14 protein-coding genes are annotated in these 16,563 nt (G+C 65.1%); 13 read left to right on the forward strand and 1 reads right to left on the reverse strand.

The annotated features are described in order from the left end of the window. Positions 1-16: 16 nt before the first annotated feature. The 12 genes from murD (at position 17) to lpxC (ending at position 12,898) form a co-directional block, all read left to right on the forward strand. A complete protein-coding gene (murD, locus tag AB4Z32_RS12750) occupies positions 17-1,513 on the forward strand; it encodes a UDP-N-acetylmuramoyl-L-alanine--D-glutamate ligase (protein WP_442122214.1) in 1,497 nt (498 codons plus the stop codon). Continuing rightward, on the forward strand, positions 1,513-2,736 hold the full coding sequence (ftsW, locus tag AB4Z32_RS12755) for a putative lipid II flippase FtsW (protein ID WP_442122215.1): 1,224 nt from the start codon (positions 1,513-1,515) through the stop codon (positions 2,734-2,736). The genes murD and ftsW overlap by 1 nt, the downstream gene beginning before the upstream one ends. Further along, entirely contained in the window at positions 2,733-3,815 is a 1,083-nt protein-coding gene (murG, locus tag AB4Z32_RS12760) for an undecaprenyldiphospho-muramoylpentapeptide beta-N-acetylglucosaminyltransferase (protein ID WP_442122216.1), read from the forward strand. The genes ftsW and murG overlap by 4 nt, the downstream gene beginning before the upstream one ends. Next, the gene (murC, locus tag AB4Z32_RS12765) at positions 3,812-5,209 is read left to right on the forward strand and encodes a UDP-N-acetylmuramate--L-alanine ligase (RefSeq protein ID WP_442122217.1); all 1,398 of its coding nucleotides are present in this window, start codon (positions 3,812-3,814) and stop codon (positions 5,207-5,209) included. The genes murG and murC overlap by 4 nt, the downstream gene beginning before the upstream one ends. A 9-nt stretch (positions 5,210-5,218) precedes the next feature. Then, positions 5,219-6,193: a D-alanine--D-alanine ligase gene (locus AB4Z32_RS12770; RefSeq protein WP_442122218.1), complete on the forward strand. Its 975-nt coding sequence runs from the start codon at positions 5,219-5,221 to the stop codon at positions 6,191-6,193. A gap of 4 nt (positions 6,194-6,197) precedes the next feature. Continuing rightward, on the forward strand, positions 6,198-7,016 hold the full coding sequence (locus tag AB4Z32_RS12775; protein ID WP_442122219.1) for a cell division protein FtsQ/DivIB: 819 nt from the start codon (positions 6,198-6,200) through the stop codon (positions 7,014-7,016). Between the two features lie 20 nt (positions 7,017-7,036). Beyond that, entirely contained in the window at positions 7,037-8,269 is a 1,233-nt protein-coding gene (gene ftsA / locus AB4Z32_RS12780; protein WP_052233471.1) for a cell division protein FtsA, read from the forward strand. A gap of 149 nt (positions 8,270-8,418) precedes the next feature. Further along, positions 8,419-9,624, forward strand: a complete 1,206-nt coding sequence (gene ftsZ / locus AB4Z32_RS12785) for a cell division protein FtsZ (protein WP_442122220.1) — start codon at positions 8,419-8,421, stop codon at positions 9,622-9,624. A 341-nt stretch (positions 9,625-9,965) separates the two neighbouring features. Continuing rightward, a complete protein-coding gene (locus tag AB4Z32_RS12790; protein ID WP_442122221.1) occupies positions 9,966-10,472 on the forward strand; it encodes a peroxiredoxin in 507 nt (168 codons plus the stop codon). A gap of 49 nt (positions 10,473-10,521) precedes the next feature. Then, positions 10,522-10,989: a GNAT family N-acetyltransferase gene (locus AB4Z32_RS12795; protein WP_442122222.1), complete on the forward strand. Its 468-nt coding sequence runs from the start codon at positions 10,522-10,524 to the stop codon at positions 10,987-10,989. A gap of 59 nt (positions 10,990-11,048) precedes the next feature. Then, positions 11,049-11,891 (forward strand): DMT family transporter, encoded by an 843-nt coding sequence (locus AB4Z32_RS12800; RefSeq protein ID WP_442122329.1) that lies wholly within the window; start codon positions 11,049-11,051, stop codon positions 11,889-11,891. A gap of 71 nt (positions 11,892-11,962) precedes the next feature. Next, positions 11,963-12,898 carry a UDP-3-O-acyl-N-acetylglucosamine deacetylase gene (gene lpxC, locus AB4Z32_RS12805; RefSeq protein ID WP_442122223.1) on the forward strand — a complete coding sequence of 312 codons (936 nt, stop codon included), beginning with the start codon at positions 11,963-11,965 and terminating at the stop codon, positions 12,896-12,898. Positions 12,899-13,027: 129 nt separating this feature from the next. On the opposite strand, the gene AB4Z32_RS12810 is transcribed toward lpxC, so the two are convergent. Continuing rightward, positions 13,028-13,528, reverse strand: coding sequence for a DciA family protein (locus AB4Z32_RS12810; RefSeq protein ID WP_442122224.1), 501 nt, complete (start codon positions 13,526-13,528; stop codon positions 13,028-13,030). 235 nt (positions 13,529-13,763) lie between these two features. On the opposite strand from AB4Z32_RS12810, the gene secA reads away from it, so the two are divergent. Next, a complete protein-coding gene (secA, locus tag AB4Z32_RS12815) occupies positions 13,764-16,547 on the forward strand; it encodes a preprotein translocase subunit SecA (RefSeq protein ID WP_442122225.1) in 2,784 nt (927 codons plus the stop codon). Positions 16,548-16,563 lie beyond the last annotated feature (16 nt).

Below are 16,563 nucleotides of genomic sequence, written 5' to 3' on the forward strand. Positions count from 1 at the left end.
AATTGTTGACCGAACGATGAACTACGAAGGCAAAACCGCACTGGTACTCGGACTTGGCGAATCGGGCCTCGCGATGGCGCAATGGCTGGCGCGTTGCGGCGCCCAGGTGCGCGTGGCCGATACGCGTACCGAGCCGCAGCGCCTGGTCGCGCTGCGCCAGGCCGTGCCGACTGCGGACTTCATCGGCGGCGCCTTTACCGTCGCGCTGCTGGACGGCGTCGACTTCGTCGCCGTCAGCCCGGGCCTGGCGCCGGAACGCGAGCTGGCCGAGATCGCACCGGGCGCGGCCGCCCGCAATATCCCCGTGTGGGGCGAGATCGAGCTGTTCGCCCAGGCGCTGTCCGACCTGAAGACCACCCGCGGCTATGCGCCGAAAGTCATCGCCATCACCGGCACCAACGGCAAGACCACGGTGACGAGCCTGACCGGCCTGCTGTGCCGCCGCGCCGGCTTCACCACCCGCGTGGCCGGCAACATCAGCCCGGCCGCGCTGGACGTGCTGCGCGAAGTCCTCGACAAGGAAGAATTGCCGCAGGCCTGGGTCCTGGAACTGTCCAGCTTCCAGCTGCACACCACCTTCAGCCTGAACCCGGATGCCGCCACCGTCCTGAACCTGACCCAGGACCACCTGGACTGGCACGGCAGCATGACCGCCTACGCCTTCGACAAGGCGCGCATCTTCGGCAAGGACACGGTCCGCGTGCTGAACCGCGACGACGCCACCGTGATGCGCATGACGAATCCGGATGTGCAAGTCACCACCTTCGGCACGGGCGAACCGGACGCGCCGGGCAGCTTTGGCCTGGTGAACGAGCGCGGCGTGCTGTGGCTGGCGAATGCGAATCCGGCCGAGGAACCGGAGAAGAAGCGCAAGAAAAATGAGCCGGAAGAGCCGCAGGAAGTGGTGATCAACCGCCTGATGCCGGCCGACGCCCTGCGCATCCGCGGCATCCACAACGCCTCCAACGCGCTGGCCGCGCTGGCCCTGTGCCGCGCCTGCGGCCTGCCGCTGGCGCCGCTGCTGCACGGCCTGCGCGAATACCAGGGCGAGCCGCACCGCGTCGAACTGGTCGCCAGCATCGACGAGGTCGAGTACTACGACGACAGCAAGGGCACCAATGTCGGCGCCACCGTCGCCGCGCTGGAAGGCCTGGGCCAGACCTTCGGCGAGACCGGCCGCCAGATCCTGCTGATCGCCGGCGGCGACGGCAAGGGCCAGGACTTCGCACCGCTGGCCGGTCCGTGCTCGCGCTACGTGAAGGCAGTGCTGCTGATCGGCCGCGATGGGCCGGCGATCAAGGCCGCCATCGAAGCGAGCGGCGTGCCGTGCTTCGACCTGCCGGGCCTGCCGGAAGCGACCCGCCGCGCCGGCGGCCTGGCCAAGCCGGGTGACGTGGTGCTGCTGTCGCCGGCCTGCGCCAGCCTGGACATGTTCACCAATTACGCGCACCGCGCCCAGGTCTTCGTCGACACCGTGCGCGAGATCGCGCTCGAGAAGGGGCAGGACATCTGATGGCCTTCCAGCTTCCCTTCAAGTTTGGCGGATCCTCGGACGATGCGGCGATCGCCGCGCGTGCGCGGCCGTCGCGCATGATGGAATACGACCAGCCGCTGGTATGGGTCGTGGTCCTCTTGATGCTGTTCGGGATGGTGATGGTGTATTCGGCCTCGATCGCGCTGCCGGATTCGCCCAAGTTCGCCTACCTGGGCGGCAAGAACAACTACTTCCTGCTGCGCCAGGCGATGTTCATCGCGGTCTCGCTGCTGTTCGGCCTGTTCGCCTTCCGCATCCCGGTGGCGGTATGGCAGCGCTTCGCGCCGCTGATGTTCGTCGTCACCCTGATCATGCTGGCCATCGTGCTGGTGCCGGGCGTCGGCGTCTCGGTGAACGGCGCGCGCCGCTGGCTGCCTTTGCGAATCGGCCAGCCGTCCGAGATCATGAAGGTGGTGGCGGTGCTGTACGCCGCCGACTTCACGGTGCGCAAGCAGCAATACATGCACAAGCTGACCAAGGGCTTCATGCCGATGGCCGCCGCGATGGCGCTGGTCGGTGTGCTGCTCCTGCTCGAGCCTGACCTCGGCGCCTTCGGCGTGATCGTCTGCATCTCGATGGGCATCCTGTTCCTGGGCGGCTTCAATATGATCTGGTTCGGCGGCATCGGCGCCGTGCTGGTAATGGTGTTCTCGACCATCATCGCGCTCTCGCCCTTCCGCCGCGCCCGCATGTTCGCCTACATGAATCCGTGGGAAGAGGGCAATGCGCTCGACAAGGCCTACCAGCTGACCCATTCGCTGATCGCCTTCGGCCGCGGCGAGCTGTTCGGCGTCGGCCTGGGCGGCAGCGTCGAGAAGCTGCACTACCTGCCGGAAGCGCATACCGACTTCATCATGGCCGTGATCGGCGAAGAGCTCGGCCTGGCCGGCGTGCTGGTCGTGGTCGGCCTGTTCTACTGGTTAGTGAAACGCGCGTTCGACATCGGCCGCCAGGCGATCGCGCTGGAGCAGCACTTCGCCGGCCTGGCCGCGAAGGGCATCGGCATCTGGCTGGGCGTGCAGGTCTTCATCAATATGGGCGTGAACCTCGGCCTGCTGCCGACCAAGGGCCTGACCCTGCCGCTGATGAGCTACGGCGGTTCCGGCCTGATGTTCAACTGCGTCGGCCTGGCGATCCTGCTGCGCATCGATTACGAAAACCGCGTCCGCATGCGCGGCGGCCGCCAGGGAGCGATCAAATGAGCAAGCGTCTGATGATCATGGCGGCCGGTACCGGCGGCCACATCTTCCCCGGCATCGCGATCGCCCAGTCGATGCGCGAGCGCGGCTGGGAAGTGAGCTGGCTGGGCACCGCCCACGGCATGGAGAAGGACATCGTGCCGAAGCACGGCATCCCGATGGACAGCATCGACTTCGCCGGCCTGCGCGGCAAGGGCCTGGGCCACACCATCTCCGGCGCCTTCAAGATGCTGGGCGCGTTTGCCGCCTGCCGTCGCTTCATCGCCGCCCGCAAGCCGGACGTGGTGCTGGGCATGGGCGGTTACGTGACCGTGCCGGGCGGGATGATGGCGCGTTCGCGCGGCGTGCCGCTGGCGCTGGTGAATGCCGACGCCGCGCTGCTGCTGTCGAACAAGACCCTGACACCGATGGCCCAGCGCGTGCTGTTCGGCTTCCCGGCCGACTTCGGCAAAGCGGCCGGCAAGGCGGTCGTCACCGGCAACCCGGTGCGCAAGGAGATCCTGGAGATGCCGTCGCCGGGCCACCGCTTCGCGAATCGCAGCGGCCCGCTGAACATCCTGGTGGTGGGCGGCAGCCTCGGCGCGAAGGTCCTGAACGACAGCGTGCCGGCGGCCCTGGCCCTGATTCCGGAAGGCCTGCGCCCCGTCGTCACCCACCAGTCGGGCAAGAAGAACATCGACGCCCTGCGCGCGGCCTATGCAAGCGCCGGCGTGCAGGCCAATGTGGTCGACTTCATCGACGACATGGCGGCGGAGTACGCGAATGCCGATCTGGTGATCTGCCGCGCCGGCGCGATCACGGTGTCGGAACTGACCGCCGCCGGCGTCGCCAGCGTGCTGGTGCCTTTCATCGCCAGCACCACCAGCCACCAGCGCGACAACGCGGTCTGGATGGCGGGGCAGAAGGCGGCCATCCATTTGCCGCAGGGCGAGCTGAACCCGCAGCAGCTGGCGAAGCTGCTGCAAACGACCTCCCGCGACGACTGCCTCCGCATGGCGGAAGCGGCGCAGGCAGTCGGCCGGCGCGACGCCAATGCGGCGATCGCGCAGGTGCTGGAAGAACTGAGCAAAGGCAGCAAATGAAACACAAGATCAAACACATTCACTTCGTCGGCATCGGCGGCAGCGGCATGAGCGGCATCGCCGAGGTGCTGCTGAACCTCGGCTACAAGGTGTCCGGTTCGGACCTGGCCTCGAACGCCGCCAGTCAGCGTTTGGCCGAACTTGGCGCGACGGTTCACATCGGCCACGCGGAAGAACACGTGCGCGGCGCCGATGCCGTGGTCACCTCGACCGCCGTCAACGAAGCGAACCCGGAAGTGGTGGCCGCACGCGCCGCCAAGGTCCCGGTGGTGCCGCGCGCCATCATGCTGGGCGAACTGATGCGCCTGAAGCGCGGCATCGCGATCGCCGGCACCCACGGCAAGACCACCACCACCAGCCTGGTGGCTTCGGTGCTGGCCGAAGGCGGCATGGACCCGACCTTCGTGATCGGCGGCCGCCTGAACAGCGCCGGCGCCAACGCCAAGCTGGGCACCGGCGACTACATCGTGGCCGAGGCCGACGAGTCCGACGCCTCCTTCCTGAACCTGTCGCCGATGATCGAGGTGATCACCAACATCGACGCCGACCACATGGACACCTACGAGCACGACTTCGAGAAGCTGAAGGCGGCGTTCGTGAACTTCACCCACCGCCTGCCGTTCTACGGCCGCGCGATGATGTGCATCGACGACGTCAACGTGCGCGCCATCCTGCCGCAGGTGACCAAGCCGGTGACGACCTACGGTTTTTCGGAAGATGCGGAGGTGCGCGCGCTGGACGCCCACGCCGACGGCACCCGCATGCGCTTCACGGTGCGCCAGGAAGGCTATCCCGACACCACCTTCATGCTGAACCAGCCCGGCATGCACAACGTGCTGAACGCCTGCTCGGCGATCGCGATCGCGCGCGAGATCGGCGTGCCGGACGAAGCCACGGCCAAGGGCCTGGCGGAGTTCCGCGGCGTCGGCCGCCGCTTCACCCGCTACGGCGAGATCCCCCTGGAGTCCGGCGGCAGCTTCACCCTGGTGGACGACTACGGCCATCATCCGGTCGAAGCCCAGGTGACCCTGGCGGCCGCGCGCGCGGCCTATCCGGGCCGCCGCCTGCTGCTGGCCTTCCAGCCGCACCGCTATACCCGCACCCGCGACCTGTTCGAGGACTTCGTCAAGGTGCTGGCGGCGCCGGACGTGCTGCTGCTGGCCGAGGTGTACGCGGCCGGCGAAACCCCGATCGTGGCGGCCGACGGCCGTGCGCTGGCGCGCGCGCTGCGCGCCGGCAGCCAGATCGAACCGATTTTCGTGGAATCGATCGCCGACATGCCGGCGACGATCCTGAAGGTGGCGCGCGACGGCGACGTCGTGCTGACCATGGGCGCCGGCTCGATCGGCGGCGTTCCGCACCAATTAACACTGCTTCAAAAGGTAGCGAATTAAGAGCTGATTATGAGTACGCTTACTCAAACTGAAATCAAGGAACTCGGTAAAGTCGCCGTCCTGTTCGGCGGCCGCTCGGCCGAGCGCGAGATCTCGATCCTGTCCGGCACCGGCGTGCTGCAGGCGCTGCAATCGAAGGGTGTGGACGCCCATGCCTTCGATCCGGCCGAACGCTCGCTGGCCGAACTGGCCGCCGAAAAGTTCGACCGCGTCTTCATCGCGCTGCACGGCCGCTACGGCGAGGACGGCAGCCTGCAGGGCGCCCTCGAGCAGCTCGGCATCCCCTATACCGGCAGCGGCGTGATGGCTTCGAGCGTCGGCATGGACAAGATCACCACCAAGATCGTCTGGCTGGCGAACGGCGTCTCGACGCCGAAGTACGCCGTCATCGACGACGACACCGATCTGGACAAGGTGGTGGCCGACCTCGGCCTGCCGCTGATCGTCAAGGCGCCGCTGGAAGGTTCGAGCATCGGCATCACCAAGGTGACCCGTCGGGAAGAGCTGCAGGCCGCCGTCGAGCTGTCCCGCAAGTACGACACGCGGGTGCTGGCCGAGCAGTTCATCGAAGGCCGCGAATTCTCGGTGCCGCTGCTGGGCAGCGGTCCCGCCGCCCGCGCGTTGCCGATCATCGAGATCGTCGCCCCGGAAGGCAATTACGACTACCAGAACAAGTACTTCACGGACGACACCAGGTACTACTGCCCGGCGCCGCTTGACGCGGACCTGACCGCCGCGATCCAGCGCGAGGTCGAGAAGGCCTACCGCGCCCTCGGCTGCGAAGGCTGGAGCCGCATCGACGTGCTGCTGCGCGAGTCCGACCAGCAGTTCTTCCTGCTGGAAGTGAATACCTCGCCGGGCATGACCTCGCACTCGCTGGTGCCGATGGCGGCGCGCGCGGAGGGCACCAGCTATGAAGACCTGTGCGTCGAGATCCTGCGCTCGGCGTCGCTGAAGATTGGCCAGAAGAAGGAAAAGGCGTAACAAGATGTGGCATGACGCGCGAGCCCTGAACGCAACCTCCGGCGCGATTACCGCGCTGGTGGCGCTCGCCTGTATCGCGTCGGGCGTCTGGTGGCTGTCGCAGCGCCCGATGTTCACCCTGCGTGCGGTGCGTGTCGAAAGCATGTACGGCCTGGACCTGCAGCACGTGAACGAACTCACGGTGCGCAATGGCGTGCTGGGCAAGATCAAGGGGAATTTCTTCACTTCCGACCTGGAACAGGTGCGCGCCACCTTCGAGGCCGTGCCCTGGGTCCGCAAGGCCAGCGTGCGCCGCGAGTGGCCGAACCAGCTGATCGTCCAGGTCGAGGAGCACGAAGCGCTCGGTACCTGGGGCGAGGACGGACGCCTGCTCTCCGTCAAAGGCGACGTCTTCACCGCCAACCTGGCCGAAGCCGACGAGGACCACGAGCTGCCTGCTTTCGATGGTCCTCCCGGCAGCGAGAAGGAAGTGCTGGCCCGATTTGCCGAACTGCGCGGCCTGTTCGCGCCGATCCGCCTGGTGCCGGCTTCGCTCAGCCTGTCGAAGCGCTACGCCTGGACTGTCCGGCTGGACAACGGCATGAGCGTGGAGCTCGGCCGCGAGCTGGGCAAGGATGGCATGAAGGCCCGCGTGCAGCGCCTGGTGAGCATCTACCCGCAGCTCACCGCCCGCCTGCAGGAGGGACGCATCGACACGATCGACATGCGCTATCCGAACGGGCTGGCGCTGTCGTCGGCGGCATTGAGCGTGCCGCTTGATGCCACCAAGCCGGTCAAGGCGGCAAAGAAAAAAGCAAGCAACAAAACAACAAAGCAAACTTAATCAAGCAGGCGACAGCAAACATGACAAAAGACGCAAAGAACCTGATCGTCGGCCTCGACATCGGCACCTCGAAGGTGGTGGCGGTGGTGGCCGAGGTGATGGCCGATGGGCGCCATGAAGTAATTGGACTCGGCCAGCACGAGTCGAAAGGTTTGAAGAAGGGCGTTGTCGTCAACATCGAAGCGACCGTCGAATCGATCCAGCGCGCCCTCGAAGAAGCCGAGCTGATGGCCGACTGCAAGATCCGCAACGTGTATGCGGGCATCGCCGGCAGCCATATCCGTTCGTTCAACTCGAGCGGCATGGTGGCGATCAAGGACAAGGAGGTCACCGCGACCGACGTGGCGCGCGTGATCGAGACGGCGAAGGCGGTCAACATCCCGACCGACCAGCAGTTGCTGCATACGGTGCCGCAGGAATTCATCGTCGACAACCAGGAAGACGTGCGCGAGCCGATCGGCATGAGCGGCATCCGCCTGGAAGTGCGCGTGCACATTGTTACAGGTGCGGTGTCCGCGGTACAGAATATTGTAAAGTGCGTGCGCCGTTGCGGACTCGAGGTCTCCGACCTGATCCTGCAGCCGATGGCGTCCGCCGATTCCGTGCTGACCAACGACGAGAAGGAACTCGGCGTGGTCCTGATCGACATCGGCGGCGGCACCACCGACATCGCCGTCTTCAGCGACGGCGCGATCCGCCACACGGCCGTGATCCCGATCGCCGGCGACCAGATCACCAGCGACATCGCGATGGCCCTGCGTACCCCAACCGGCGAAGCGGAAGAGATCAAGATCCGCTACGGCGTGGCCAAGCAGGTGCTGGCCGATCCGGGCGAGACCCTGGAAGTGCCGGGCCTGGGCGACCGCGGTCCGCGTTCGCTGTCGCGCCAGGCGCTGGCCGCCGTGATCGAGCCGCGCGTCGAGGAGCTGTTCGCGATGGTGCACCAGGTGGTGCGCGAGTCCGGCTACGAAGGCGTGCTGTCGTCGGGCATCGTGCTGACCGGCGGCTCCTCGATCATGCCGGGCATGATCGAGATGGCCGAAGACATCTTCCTGAAGCCGGCGCGCCTCGGCACGCCGGAGTATCGCGGCCAGTTGGCCGACGTGGTGCGCAGCCCGCGTTACGCCACGGTCCTCGGTCTTTTGCTGGAGGCGAAGAAGCAGTATCTGCGCGGGCACATCGTCACGCGTCAGGATGGATCGGTGAAAGCGGTATGGCAGCGGATGAAAGAGTGGTTTTTAGGGAACTTCTAAAGGTTTTCGTAACAAGTGGTAACGGTTTTGCTTGGTAACGTTCGTAAATTATTTTTAAAATAGACGCGTGTTTCCAATCTCGAGTTTTGACAGCCTTTCTGTGAGGGTTCGAGCTTGGAAACGGCACTTTGAGAGATTAGGAGTTCATCATGGAGTTTGATATGGTCGATAACGCATCACTGGGCACCGTCATCAAGGTTGTCGGTGTTGGCGGCGCGGGTGGTAATGCGGTGCAGCACATGATCAACAAGGGTGTTTCCGGTGTGGAGTTCATCGCCGCAAACACCGACGCGCAGGCGCTGGCCGCTTCGGGCGCGCACAACATCATCCAGATCGGCGATTCCGGCCTGGGCGCAGGCATGCGCCCGGAAGTCGGCCGCCAGCTGGCCGAGCAGTCGCGCGCGCGCATCGAAGACTCGCTGCGCGGCGCGCACATGGTCTTCATCGCTGCCGGCATGGGCGGTGGCACCGGCACCGGCGCCGCCCCGATCGTGGCCGAAGTGGCCAAGAACCTGGGCGCCCTGACCGTCGCCGTGGTTTCCAAGCCCTTCTCCTACGAAGGCCAGAAGTGCATGGACGTGGCCGAAGCCGGCCTGGAAGAACTGACCAAGCACGTCGACTCGCTGATCGTGATCCTGAACGAGAAGCTGGAAGACATCTACGAAGACGACTGCATGCTGGACTGGATGAAGCATGCCGACGACGTGCTGAACAACGCCGTTGCCGGTATCGCCGAGATCATCAACGTGCCGGGCCACATCAACGTCGACTTCAACGACGTCAAGACCATCATGAGCGAGCAGGGCAAGGCCATGATGGGCACCGCGACCGCATCGGGCGTGGACCGCGCGCGCATCGCCGCCGAACAGGCCGTGGCTTCGCCGCTGCTGGACGGTATCGACCTGTCGGGCGCCAAGGGCGTGCTGGTGAACGTCACCGCGTCGCGCAACCTGAAGGGTAAGGAAATCAAGGAAGTGATGGCCGCGGTGCGCGCCTTCGCCGCTCCGGACGCCGCCATCGCCCAGGGTATCGCCTACGACGACGCGATGGGCGACGAACTGCGCGTGACCGTGGTCGCGACCGGCCTGGGCAAGAACAAGGCCAGCATCTCGCTGGTGCAGCCGCAGCAGGTCCTGCGTACCGGCACCTACGGCGCCCCGGTCATGTCCGGCGCACCGACCATGGCCACTGGCGGCATGGGCATGGGCTCGATCGCCGGCGCCGGCCACATGGAAGGCATGAAGCAGCCTGCCGTGTGGCGCCGCGAACAGGCCTCCGAGCAGGTCCGCGCGATGCAGAACAACGGTGTCGAAACCTACGACATCCCGGCCTTCCTGCGCAAGCAAGCCGACTAAGCAAGCCAAAACTCCATGATGCAAGGGCCAGTACCGACCAAGCGGTACTGGCCTTTTGTTTTGCTCAAAATTCGGGGTCAGAGCACATTTCCCAACAAATTCGGGGTCAGAGCACTTTTATGGGCAATTGCTTTGCCGCGCATAACTTGACCGGTTTCCGATGACCGATCGTTCCGCCGCCAAGCAAAAGCCATCAGGGCGTCCGATAAAAACTGATCTGCGGGACATTGTTCAGAAAAGTGCTCTGACCCCGAAAGGTTGGAATAAAGTGCTCTGACCCCGAATTTCGCCAGATCAGGCATACTTGCGGGTTCTGATAATCACAACATGGAGTACCTGATATGACCATCCAGATCGGCGACCGCCTGCCGGAAGCGACCCTGTCGGAATTCATCGAAACCGAAACCGAAGGCTGCTCCCTCGGCCCGAATACCTTCAACGTCGCGGACCTCGTGAAGGGCAAGACCATCGCCATCTTCGGCCTGCCGGGCGCCTATACCCCGACCTGCTCGGCCCAGCACCTGCCGGGCTACATCCAGCTGGCCGACCAGCTGAAAGCCAAGGGCGTGGACGAGATCTGGTGCGTGTCGGTCAACGACGCCTTCGTGATGGGCGCCTGGGGCCGCGACCAGAAAGCCACCGGCATCGTCCGCATGATGGCCGACGGCAGCGGCACCTTCACCAAGGCGCTGGGCCTGGAGTTCGACCTGAGCGCCAAGGGCCTGGGCGTGCGCAGCCAGCGCTACTCGATGCTGGTCGAGGACGGCGTGGTCAAGCAGCTGAACCTCGAGAACGGCGGCGGCTTCGCAGTCTCGTCGGCCGAGAAGCTGCTGGAACAGATCGGCTAATCATCCCGCTACGCTGACGAACGGCGCTGCGGCGCCGTTTTTTATCACCATGATCATCAATACCGAATCCCCCGACCAGCCGGAAGTGCGCGACATGCTGGCGCGCCTCGACGCCTACTGCGCCTCCCTCTATCCATCCGAGAGCAACCACCTGATGGACATCGCCTCGCTGATGCGCGGCGACGTCCTGTTCCTGGTCGCGCGCGGCGTCGACGGCGCAGCTAGCGGCTGCGCCGCCCTGGTCCGGCGCGATGCCGAGGGCGAAGACGAAGGCTATGGCGAGATCAAGCGCATGTTCGTCGACGAAGCCAGGCGCGGCCTCGGCACCGGCCGCAAGCTGATGGAACACATCGCGATGTTCGCCGCCATGTCCGGCCTGCGCGTGCTGAAGCTGGAGACCGGCATCCACCAGTCAGACGCCATCGCCCTGTACGAACGCTTCGGCTTCGCGCGCTGCGGCCCCTTCGGCGATTATCAGCCCGACCCGCTGTCGGTCTTCATGGAGAAGCACCTGTGAATCCGAGCACCACGGCGCAAGGCAGCAGATTGAGCGGCAACCTGCGCAGCATCCGCGCGATGCTGGCGGCGGTGCTGATGTTCTCGGTCATGGACACGATCATGAAGCTGCTGTCCGCCGAATTCCCGGCGATGCAGGTGGCGTCCCTGCGTTCCCTGTCGTCGCTGCCTTTGGTGTGCGCCTGGGTGGCATGGCGCGGCGGCTTTCGCACGATGCTGCAAGTCCGCTGGCCGCTGCACCTGCTGCGCGCGCTGATCGGCATCTTCATGCTGGCCCTGTTCGCCTATGGGGTGAGGGGACTGTCGCTGGCGGAGGCCTATACGATCTTCTTCATCGGCCCGATCCTGATCACGGCGCTGTCCGTGTTCGTGCTGAAGGAGCGCGTGAACGCTGCGCGCTGGCTGGCGATCGCGGTCGGCATGGCCGGCGTGCTGGTGGTACTGCGGCCCAGCGGCGAGGGCTTCCTCACGCTGGGCGGACTGGCGATCCTGCTGGCGGCCGTGTTCTACGCGGTGTCGGCGGTGACCGGCCGGGTGCTGGCGCGCAGCGACAGCAGCGAGCAGATGGTGTTCTGGCTGATGCTGCTGATGGCCCTCGGCGCCACTGCGCTGGCCGCGCCTTCCTGGACCCCGGTCGAGGTGCGCCACCTGCCGCTGCTGGGCGGCCTGGCGCTCAGCGGTTTCCTGGCCCAGCTGGCGATCACCGAAGCCTTCAGCCATGGCGAAGCCTCGGTGGTCGCGCCCTTCGAGTACACGGCCCTGGCCTGCGGCATCGGGATCGACTGGGTGTTGTGGCAAACCTTGCCCGATCAATACACTCTCATCGGTGCGGCAATCATCATCGGCAGCGGCCTGTACCTGATCCGCCACGAATCCACCCACGCGGAGGGGGAACATCCCTGAAAACGTGGTGTTCCTGCCACCGGCCGAGGGAGGCCAGGGCGAAGAAACAGGGCCTCCTATATAATCGAACGATGCTCAAACAAAGAACAATCAAACAGCTGGTGCGCACGACAGGCGTCGGCCTGCACTCGGGCACCAAGGTCGAGCTGACCCTGCGTCCGGCTGCCGTCGACACCGGCATCGTGTTCCGCCGCGTGGATCTCGACCCCGTGGTCGAGTTTCCGTCGAACGCGGAAATCGTCGGCGACACCCGCATGGCCTCGGTCCTCAGCAAGGACAATGCGCGCGTCTCGACCGTCGAGCACCTGATGTCGGCCTGCGCCGGCCTCGGCATCGACAACCTGTACGTCGACGTCACCGCCGAAGAGATCCCGATCATGGACGGCTCGGCCTCGTCCTTCGTCTTCCTGCTGCAGCAGGCCGGCGTGCAGGAGCAGGCCTCGGCCAAGAAATTCATCCGCGTGCTGGAGCCGGTCGAAGTGCGCCAGGGCAGCGGCAACAACGAGAAGTGGGCCCGCCTCACGCCTTTCGACGGATTCAGGCTCGACTTCTTCATCGAATTCAACCACCCGGCCGTCGACGGCACCATGCAGCGCGCCGAGGTCGATTTCGGCAAGGTCTCCTACGTGCACGACGTGGCGCGCGCCCGCACCTTCGGCTTCATGCAGGACGTCGAAAGCCTGCGCGGCATGGGCCTGGCCCGCGGCGGTTCGCTGGAAAACGCGATCGTGATGGACGAGTACCGGATCCTGAACGCCGACGGCCTGCGCTACGAAGACGAGTTCGTGCGCCACAAGATCCTCGACGCGATCGGCGACCTCTACCTGGTCGGCCACCCGCTGCTGGCCAGCTACGAAGCCCACAAATCCGGCCACGGCCTGAACAACCTGCTGCTGCGCGAACTGCTGGCGCATCCGGAAGCCTACGAGATCGTCACCTTCGACCAGCAGGAGCGGGCGCCGGTGTCGTATGGGGCGCAGATGGAGCGGGAGTGGGCTTTAACCTGAAGCCCTGAACAACGTCGTCCCCGCGCAGGCGGGGACCCAAGTTCGGTGCGTTCCACTACCGTTATAAGCCACCAGTACGCTAGCAAACTCGGATTCCCGCCTCCGCGGGAACGACGGTCTTCGTGACCGCTATTTATTCTTGCGCCTCTCCGCCAGCCGCCTGATCGCCGCAATCAACTGCGCGTTCTGCGGCGATTCCGGCAAAGCATCCCCCAGCTCCTCGAAGGCCTGCACCGCCGTCGGCGGCAGTTCCAGCGAGGACGGCTTCAAACCCTCCGGTTCAGCCGGCAGCGCGCGTCCCACCTGGATCTTGATCCGCACCGAGTCCACCTGCCAGCCCTTCTTCTGCAGTGCCGCCTGCAGCTTGGGCGCCTGCTGCTTGAGCTTGGCGGCCACGGCCGAGGAGGGCACGGCCAGGGTCAGCACGCCATCCTGGATCGCCAGCGCCTCGCAGTTGGCGTACATCGGCGGCAGGATCAGGCGCACCTCTTTTTGCAGGCTGGCCATGCGGGTGGCGGCCGGCAGCAGGGCGGCCATGCGGTCGTTACGGCGCAGGAAGTCGGTCGCCTCGATCGACGTGCGGCGAACCTTGGTGCCGTAGATATGATAGGGAGGCTTGGGTGACTGCATGGGCGGAACATACCACAGCCAGGCCGTGCTCATAAAGAAACGTACGGTAAACGTGCTTTCGAGTGCAATTTGATAACATTCTTTGTCCGCCTGCACTTGTGATGCGCCCGTTCACCCCCAAGTGTGGCCGGATCGCATGATAAAATCGGTGGCTTTTTGCCATAGGCGGTCGTCGGCGGATATTATTTTGATATCATCCATGGCTTTTTCGCGGCGTACTTTTTAAGAACACAGCATGTCATTCCTGACCAAGATTTTCGGCAGCCGTAACCAGCGACTGCTCAAGCAATACCAAAAAACCGTGCGCGACATCAATGCGCTCGAGCCGCAGATGGAAAAGCTGTCGGATGCCGAACTCCAGGCCAAGACCCCCGAATTCAAGGAGCGGATCGCCGGCGGCGCTTCGCTCGACGACATCCTGCCGGAAGCGTTTGCCGTCTGCCGCGAAGCCGCCAAGCGTGTGATGAAGATGCGCCACTTCGACGTGCAGCTGATCGGCGGCATGGTCCTGCACTATGGCAAGATCGCCGAGATGGGCACCGGCGAAGGTAAAACCCTGATGGCAACCCTGCCGGTCTACCTGAATGCGCTGTCCGGCAAGGGCGTGCACGTGGTGACCGTCAACGATTACCTGGCGCAGCGCGACGCCGAGCAGATGGGCCGCCTGTACGGCTGGCTCGGCCTGACCACCGGCATCAACCTGTCGCAGATGGATCACGACAGCAAGCAGAAGGCCTACGGCTCCGACATCACCTACGGCACCAACAACGAATACGGCTTCGACTACCTGCGCGACAACATGGTCTACGATGCGCGCGAACGCGTGCAGCGCGGCCTGAACTTCGCCGTGGTCGACGAGGTGGACTCGATCCTGATCGACGAGGCCCGTACGCCGCTGATCATTTCCGGCCAGGCCGAGAACCACACCGACCTGTACCACAAGATCAATGAAGTCCCGCCGATGCTGACCCTGCAGATCGGCGAAGAGACCCCGGACGGCAAGGGCACGGTCGAAGTCCCGGGCGACTACACCAAAGACGAGAAGGCGCACACCGTGCTGCTGACCGAGGCCGGCCACGAGAAGGCCGAAGCCATCCTGACCAAGATGGGCCTGCTGCCGGAAGGCGCCTCGCTGTACGACGCCGCCAACATTACCCTGATCCACCACCTGTACGCCGCCCTGCGCGCGCACGTCCTGTACCACAAGGACCAGCACTACGTGGTGCAGAACAACGAAGTGGTGATCGTCGACGAATTCACCGGCCGCCTGATGACGGGCCGCCGCTGGTCCGACGGCCTGCACCAGGCCGTCGAAGCCAAGGAAGGCGTGCGCATCCAGAACGAGAACCAGACCCTGGCCTCGATCACCTTCCAGAACTACTTCCGCATGTACACCAAGCTGTCCGGCATGACCGGTACCGCCGACACGGAAGCCTACGAATTCCAGGAAATCTACGGTCTCGAGACCGTGGTGATCCCGCCGAACAAGCCGTCGCAGCGCAAGGACCGCCAGGACCAGGTGTATAAATCGGCCGAGGAAAAGTACAACGCGATGGTGGTCGACATCCGCGACTGCCACGAGCGCGGCCAGCCGGTGCTGGTCGGCACCACCTCGATCGAGAACTCGGAACTGCTGTCCGGGATCCTGACCCAGGCCAAGCTGCCGCACAACGTGCTGAACGCGAAGCAGCACGCCCGCGAAGCGGAAATCATCGCCCAGGCCGGCCGTCCGCAGATGATCACCATCGCCACCAACATGGCGGGCCGCGGTACCGACATCGTCCTCGGCGGTAACGTCGAGAAGCAGATCCAGTTCATCGAGGCCGACGAGTCGCTGTCGCCGGAACAGAAGACCGAACAGTCGCAAAAGATGCGCGATGAATGGCAGTCGCTGCACGACCACGTGGTGGCGCAGGGCGGCCTGCACATCATCGGTACCGAGCGCCACGAATCCCGCCGCGTCGACAACCAGCTGCGCGGCCGTTCGGGCCGCCAGGGCGATCCGGGCTCCTCGCGCTTCTACCTGTCCCTCGACGATCCGCTCCTGCGCATCTTCGCCGGCGACCGCGTGCGCGCGATCATGGACCGCCTCAAGATGCCGGAAGGCGAACCGATCGAGGCCGGCATCGTGACCCGCTCGATCGAGTCGGCCCAGCGCAAGGTCGAGGCCCGCAACTTCGACATCCGCAAGCAGCTGCTCGAGTACGACGACGTCGCCAACGACCAGCGCAAGGTGATCTACACCCAGCGTAACGAACTGCTGGAGTCGGCCGACATGTCGGAACTGATCACCAGCCTGCGCGTGGGCGTGTTCACCGACGTGGTGCGCACCTACGTGCCGGCCGAGTCGGTCGAAGAGCAGTGGGATATCCCGTCGCTGACCCGCGTCCTGAACGACGAGTGGGCGCTGCCGGTGCCGCTGGCGCAGATGCTGGAAGACGAGCCGAACCTGAACGACGACGACATCCTCGAGCGCGTGCTGGCCGCCGCCGACGAATCCTACAATAGCAAGGTCGCGATCGTCGGCAAGGAAGCCTTCGGCGGCTTCGAGCGCAACGTCATGCTGCAGAATATCGACACCCACTGGCGCGAGCACCTGGCGGCGCTGGACCACCTGCGCCAGGGTATCCACCTGCGCGGCTACGCCCAGAAGAACCCGAAGCAGGAATACAAGCGCGAAGCCTTCGAGCTGTTCGGCGCCATGCTGGACCAGATCAAGAACGAAGTGATCCGCACCATCATGACGGTCCGCATCCAGACCCGCGAGGAAGTCGAGGCGGCCGAGGCGGCGATGCAAGCGGCCGCGGCGCACCTGGAGAACGTGAACTACCAGCACGCCGACTTCGACCCGACCGCCGCGCCGGAAGAACTGATGGCGCCGCAGGCGGTCACCGCGGGCACCACCGCGGTGAGCGACGATCCGGCCACCACCTACATGGGCATGAAGGTCGGCCGCAACGATCCTTGCCCTTGCGGCAGCGGCAAGAAGTTCAAGGCTTGCCACGGCAAGCTGGCGTAATCGAAGGATTGCGGAA

The sequence above is a fragment of the Massilia sp. 2TAF26 genome, assembly GCF_052115005.1.
Taxonomy (GTDB): domain Bacteria; phylum Pseudomonadota; class Gammaproteobacteria; order Burkholderiales; family Burkholderiaceae_D; genus Telluria.

Bases quoted from the DNA above. Each gene is read 5' to 3' on its own strand.
- murD (WP_442122214.1), top strand. From the start codon at position 17: ATGAACTACGAAGGCAAAACCGCACTGGTACTCGGACTTGGCGAATCG.
- ftsW (WP_442122215.1), top strand. From the start codon at position 1,513: ATGGCCTTCCAGCTTCCCTTCAAGTTTGGCGGATCCTCGGACGATGCG.
- murG (WP_442122216.1), top strand. From the start codon at position 2,733: ATGAGCAAGCGTCTGATGATCATGGCGGCCGGTACCGGCGGCCACATC.
- murC (WP_442122217.1), top strand. From the start codon at position 3,812: ATGAAACACAAGATCAAACACATTCACTTCGTCGGCATCGGCGGCAGC.
- AB4Z32_RS12770 (WP_442122218.1), top strand. From the start codon at position 5,219: ATGAGTACGCTTACTCAAACTGAAATCAAGGAACTCGGTAAAGTCGCC.
- AB4Z32_RS12775 (WP_442122219.1), top strand. From the start codon at position 6,198: ATGTGGCATGACGCGCGAGCCCTGAACGCAACCTCCGGCGCGATTACC.
- ftsA (WP_052233471.1), top strand. From the start codon at position 7,037: ATGACAAAAGACGCAAAGAACCTGATCGTCGGCCTCGACATCGGCACC.
- ftsZ (WP_442122220.1), top strand. From the start codon at position 8,419: ATGGAGTTTGATATGGTCGATAACGCATCACTGGGCACCGTCATCAAG.
- AB4Z32_RS12790 (WP_442122221.1), top strand. From the start codon at position 9,966: ATGACCATCCAGATCGGCGACCGCCTGCCGGAAGCGACCCTGTCGGAA.
- AB4Z32_RS12795 (WP_442122222.1), top strand. From the start codon at position 10,522: ATGATCATCAATACCGAATCCCCCGACCAGCCGGAAGTGCGCGACATG.
- AB4Z32_RS12800 (WP_442122329.1), top strand. From the start codon at position 11,049: ATGCTGGCGGCGGTGCTGATGTTCTCGGTCATGGACACGATCATGAAG.
- lpxC (WP_442122223.1), top strand. From the start codon at position 11,963: ATGCTCAAACAAAGAACAATCAAACAGCTGGTGCGCACGACAGGCGTC.
- AB4Z32_RS12810 (WP_442122224.1), bottom strand. From the start codon at position 13,528: ATGCAGTCACCCAAGCCTCCCTATCATATCTACGGCACCAAGGTTCGC.
- secA (WP_442122225.1), top strand. From the start codon at position 13,764: ATGTCATTCCTGACCAAGATTTTCGGCAGCCGTAACCAGCGACTGCTC.